Genomic DNA, 4,761 nt, shown 5'->3' with positions numbered 1-4,761 from the left:
TCCGTGATGGTCTTCGCATTCGACGGGCCCACACCAATATTGATCATGGAAATGCCGGTGCGGCCCTCCGCCACCAGGTCGTAGCGCGGCATCTGGAAGTTGGAATCCAGGGAGAGGTCCTCCACCGCAATATCTCCCGCGTGCTCGCGGGTGATCTTCCTCCCGTCCGGCAGGATCAGCGCGGTGTAGCGCGATCCTTCGCGTGCCAGCTCGCCCAGCCCGAAGCGCACGAACTCGCTGGTGTGCATGTCATAGTTAGTGAACAGGATGTACTTCTGAATCGTGTCCACTTCGATGCCGGTGTAGTGCTCAATGCGCGCGCACGCAATATCGAAGCGCTGCGGCCCAAAGTGGAACAGGGGCTTTTCCTCGCCGTGGAAGGCGTCCCACTCACCATCGATGATCGCGTCGTGGACCTCATCCAGCGTCGGGCGTGGGATCGCGGCAGCATCCTTTCCGGATCGCCGCGCTTCCGAGATCCCCTCCATGCCACGGATATATTCGGGCGGGATGCACGTGTCCGAGTATCCCACTGAGATCTCGCTGGGATAATTGTCCGTCAATCGCGTGAGCTGGTGACGCAAATAATCGCCCATCAGGTCCGGCCGCGACACGGTGGCCGAATAGGCCCCTTCCTCGTCCACATAACCAAATGGTTCTGTGCGGTCAATTGGCGCCCAGTCCATGATGTCTACTCGGACCTTCGGGTAGCGGACTTCGTCGTAACGCGCGTAATCGCCCTGTTCGATGATTTCGCGCGCCTTCTGGCACGACGCCTGATACATCTCAATCAGCGCGTCGACGGCTTGGTCAACTGTCTGTACGTGCTCCATAATCCCACCCTAGCTATTCCTTTCGCCCCACGCTGCGCACCGATCGCGTTATACTTTCTGTGTAACGGGGACCGCACACAACGACCTATAAAACCACCTCTCACGGATCATGGATTCAGCACAATTTAGAGAACAGATCGCAAAGTTTTGGCGGGTCAACGCCTCCGACCTACCCGAGGAATTGGTGCGTCACGCGAAAAACGTGCCGGTGGACCACCTCGACGAGGACACCGCCGGAAGCATCGCGGCGTTGGACGTGTACTCCTCTTCCGACGAGGACCTCCCCTTCGTACCCAAAGTGCGTGGCCGGCGCTACTTCGAGGATGATTTTCGCCCCGCGGAGCAGCCCTGGCCAGTGGTGTTGATCCACGGCACCGGCGCGGACCGTGACTACTGGCAGCCGTTGGCGGACAACCTTCGCGCGGATGGCTGGGGTGTGTACGCCCCGAACTTTGGCAACCATGGCACCCGCCTCATCGAAGACTCCGCTGCGGAGGTGGACGCCTTTATCCGTGCTGTGCTCGCCCACACCGGGGCGGAGCAGGTGATCCTGGTGGGCCATTCGCAGGGCGGGTTGCTGGCCCGCTACTGGATGCGCCACCTGGACGGCGCCCGCCGCACGAAGCACCTCATCTGCTTGAGTTCGCCGAACCACGGCACCACGCTCGGCGGGATCGCCAGTCCACTGGTGACCACCAAGCTGGCGGAGAAAGCGATGCGCTCCCTCATCGAACGCGCGCTTGGCCCGGCCGCGTTCCAGCAGATCGCCGGTTCCGATTTCTTGGACAAGACCAATGAGGGCGGCGACGTGGAGGAAGACGTGACGTACACGTGCATCGCCACGCGTTTCGACGCCATCGTCCAGCCCCCGGAGTCCTGCTTCCTCTATTCGCCTTCGCGCACCCAGGTGCGCAATATTTGGGTGCAGGATGTGGCGCGGGGTGTGCAGGTGCTTCACGACGACATGCCCCACGACACACGCGTGATCCGTCTGGTGCGCGCGGCGCTACATAGTCTTGCGCCAGAGCAAGACTGAGCACCAATCTTTGGGTACTCTACTCTCATGGGTTTATCAGACATCGTCCGCGCCGTGGAGCGTGGCATTAACCATCGCGGCGTGCGCCGTAAGTCGAAGAACGGCTGGGTTCCGGAGGTTACTGGTTTCACCGGCTATGGCACTACCCACCGCGCCCACGTGCTAGCCCGCGTTGTGATGGGCGACCAGGAAGAACCCGACCTGGAAGTGGTACGTGGCTACCGCCAGTTCTTCACCACCCAGGTGCCGCACATCGGCGTGACGGTGCGCCTGGGTGACCGGGAGGTGCGTTCTGAAACCAATGACAACGGCTATGTCGATGTCCTGATTGCCGACCATGGCCTGGACGCCGGCTGGCACGAAGCCGAAATCACCGCAGACGGCGGCACCACCGCGAAGGCCCCGGTCCAGATCGTTTCGCACGATGCCCGCATCGGCCTGATCAGCGATATCGACGACACAGTCATGGTCACCATGCTGCCCCGCGCCCTACTGGCCGCCTGGAATTCCTGGGTGAAGAAAACCAATACCCGCCAGCCCGTCGAGGGCATGGGCGAATTCTATAAAGAGATGCTTGCCGACGATCCGCACGCCCCCGTCTTCTACCTGTCCACCGGCGCGTGGAACACCTACGAAACCCTGGTGAACTTCCTCGAAAAGCACGATTTGCCCAAAGGCCCGCTGCTGCTGACGGACTGGGGCTCCACCCCGACCGGCTTGTTCCGCTCCGGCAAGGAGCACAAGAAGGTGCAACTGCGCAACCTGTTCATCGAGTTTCCGGAGATTTCCTGGATCCTCGTCGGCGATGACGGCCAGCACGACCCCTTAATTTACGGCGACGCCATTTTCGAACACCCCGACCGCGTGAAACAGGTGGCCATCCGCCAGCTGAGCCCACAAGAGCACGTGTTGTCCCACGGTACGACGACCGCTTTGGCCCAGCCAGCACATTATCCGGATACCCCCACTGTCTGCGGGCACAACGGCTATGAGATGTTGCGCCAGTGGCGCGACCAGCACAACGAGGCGGTTGATCGTCGATAAGCGACGAACGTGGACGCGCGGACCGATGACCGTGCATTATGCCCCGCGGGGTGCCATACTTCATTCGTGCATAAAATAGTGATCCGGTTGCTCGCTCTCGCCACCGGCGCGAGCGTGCTTGCGGCATGCGCCCAACCCCAAGGCTCCGACGACGACAGTACTGCGGCCTCGCAATCGCCAAGTACCAGCAGCGCTGCCCTGCGCCCGACCGCCAGCGGGCTCATTTCCATGCGCGAACTAGAAAACGCGATCCGCAGAATCCAGAACGATACCGACACCGAAATGTCCGTCGCACTCTACAACGGAGACACGCTGACCACCGCCGGCAGCCTGGGCACCCTGCCGTCCTGGTCAACAGTGAAGGTGCCGATCGCATTCGCCGCCCTCGAGCACTGCTCCTACAGCGAGAAGTACCTGGAACAGCTGATCACAGCCTCGATCGAGTGGTCCGATAACGCCAGCGCCCACACCCTGTATTCGTGCTTGTGGCAGGAGGGCACGCCGATGGAACTGACGGCGGACGCGATCGCACCGTCAGGCACGCGGCCCGCGGTCGATCCGGCCTGGGGGATCACGAAGTGGTCAGCACCGTCGCAGGCGCAGTACGGCTATTACTTATCGACGATCGACCAAGACAATGTCGTGATCGAAGCCATGAAAAACATCGCTGAGGACCAATCCTACGGCCTCGGCGTAATAAAAAATTCAGCCTTCAAGGGCGGGTGGTCCGATCACACAGATGGGTCCTGGCACACCCGCCAGTTCGGCTTCTTCACACACAACGGCTCCGCCTACGGGGTGGCCATCGTCGCGCGTTCAGAAAATGGTTCCTACGCCGACGGCCAGGCGGCCCTGACCGCCATCGCCGAAGTACTTATCGACGATTAAGCACCGCGTGGTCAACGGCCGATAGACCATCGTTGACCTGGTACTTTACAGCAGAGATATTGGTGATCCCGAAGCCTCCAAGACGGGCGGAATGCTTCTCAATATAGGTATCGGCCGCCTCCTCGGAGGTGAAGAGGTAGATGCCGCCTGCGACTTCGCGGGAGGGATCTTCCGTCCACACCTTCCACACCAGGTCCTTTTCCGTGGCGATATCCTTCGCCAGATCCGCGTAGGCTTCTTCTGCTTCCTTGCCAAAGGGGCCGGTGGATGGGAATTCAAATACTACGATTGTGTTCATGCGACCAGCCTAGCGAAGTTGCCCGGTTGCTAGTCTGGGTGCATGTCTTCGGATCACACTTCGGTACAGGAACTCAACGAATCCACCATCACGCTGTTGCGCGACATGATCCGCAACGCCTGCGTCAACGATCTCACCGCGGACTCTGGGGCCGAAGCCCGCAACGCCGACACCCTGGAGGCGTTCTTCGCCGAGGAGATCGCCAGCGGCGCGGTGCGAGTAGAGCGCTTTGAACCCCACCCGGGGAGGGTCTCCATCGCCTTTACCGTCGAGGGCACCGACCCAGACGCCGAACCACTGACCTTCCTTGGCCACACCGACGTAGTGCCTGTCGACGAGCCGAAGTGGACCCAGGACCCCTTCGGCGCAGAGATCGTCGACGGCAAGATCTACGGCCGTGGCGCCACCGACATGCTGTTCATCACCGCAGCCATGGCCGCAACTACTCGCGCGATCGCCCGCCAACCACAGGCGCCACGTGGCACCCTCACTTTTGTTGGGCTTGCCGACGAAGAGGCCCGCGGCGGGCTCGGCGCCGGCTGGCTCTCCCAGCACAAGCCCGAGGCGTTCTCCTGGAAGAACTGTGTCAGCGAAACCGGCGGCTCCCACCTCCCAGTGCGCGACGGCTCGGACGCACTGGTCGTCGTCGTTGGCGAAAAAGG

General features: G+C 61.6%; 5 protein-coding genes and 1 pseudogene. 4 read left to right on the top strand and 2 right to left on the bottom strand.

From position 1 onward, the window contains the following. Positions 1–833, bottom strand: a pseudogene (locus ACHFGA_RS09100) (AMP nucleosidase); the annotation flags it as partial. A 109-nt stretch (positions 834–942) separates the two neighbouring features. On the opposite strand from ACHFGA_RS09100, the gene ACHFGA_RS09095 reads away from it, so the two are divergent. The 3 genes from ACHFGA_RS09095 to ACHFGA_RS09085 all read left to right on the top strand — a co-directional run bounded on the left by ACHFGA_RS09095 (position 943) and on the right by ACHFGA_RS09085 (position 3,801). Beyond that, positions 943–1,869 (top strand): esterase/lipase family protein, encoded by a 927-nt coding sequence (locus tag ACHFGA_RS09095; protein WP_394282071.1) that lies wholly within the window; start codon positions 943–945, stop codon positions 1,867–1,869. A gap of 27 nt (positions 1,870–1,896) precedes the next feature. After that, complete coding sequence (locus tag ACHFGA_RS09090; RefSeq protein WP_394282070.1) at positions 1,897–2,913, top strand: App1 family protein; 1,017 nt, start codon at positions 1,897–1,899, stop codon at positions 2,911–2,913. 66 nt (positions 2,914–2,979) lie between these two features. Then, on the top strand, positions 2,980–3,801 hold the full coding sequence (locus ACHFGA_RS09085) for a hypothetical protein (protein WP_394282069.1): 822 nt from the start codon (positions 2,980–2,982) through the stop codon (positions 3,799–3,801). Here ACHFGA_RS09085 and ACHFGA_RS09080 read toward each other — a convergent pair. Then, positions 3,788–4,099, bottom strand: a complete 312-nt coding sequence (locus ACHFGA_RS09080) for a monooxygenase (RefSeq protein ID WP_394282068.1) — start codon at positions 4,097–4,099, stop codon at positions 3,788–3,790. The two genes, ACHFGA_RS09085 and ACHFGA_RS09080, sit on opposite strands and share 14 nt — an antisense overlap. A gap of 42 nt (positions 4,100–4,141) precedes the next feature. Here ACHFGA_RS09080 and ACHFGA_RS09075 point away from each other — a divergent pair. Beyond that, positions 4,142–4,761 (top strand): M20/M25/M40 family metallo-hydrolase (locus ACHFGA_RS09075; RefSeq protein ID WP_394282067.1); only part of this gene is annotated, 620 nt, incomplete at its 3' end.

The organism is Corynebacterium sp., assembly GCF_043426755.1.
Lineage (GTDB): Bacteria > Actinomycetota > Actinomycetes > Mycobacteriales > Mycobacteriaceae > Corynebacterium.
This window is presented reverse-complemented; position numbering and strand designations above follow the sequence as displayed.

Bases quoted from the DNA above. Each gene is read 5' to 3' on its own strand.
- ACHFGA_RS09095 (WP_394282071.1), top strand. From the start codon at position 943: ATGGATTCAGCACAATTTAGAGAACAGATCGCAAAGTTTTGGCGGGTC.
- ACHFGA_RS09090 (WP_394282070.1), top strand. From the start codon at position 1,897: ATGGGTTTATCAGACATCGTCCGCGCCGTGGAGCGTGGCATTAACCAT.
- ACHFGA_RS09080 (WP_394282068.1), bottom strand. From the start codon at position 4,099: ATGAACACAATCGTAGTATTTGAATTCCCATCCACCGGCCCCTTTGGC.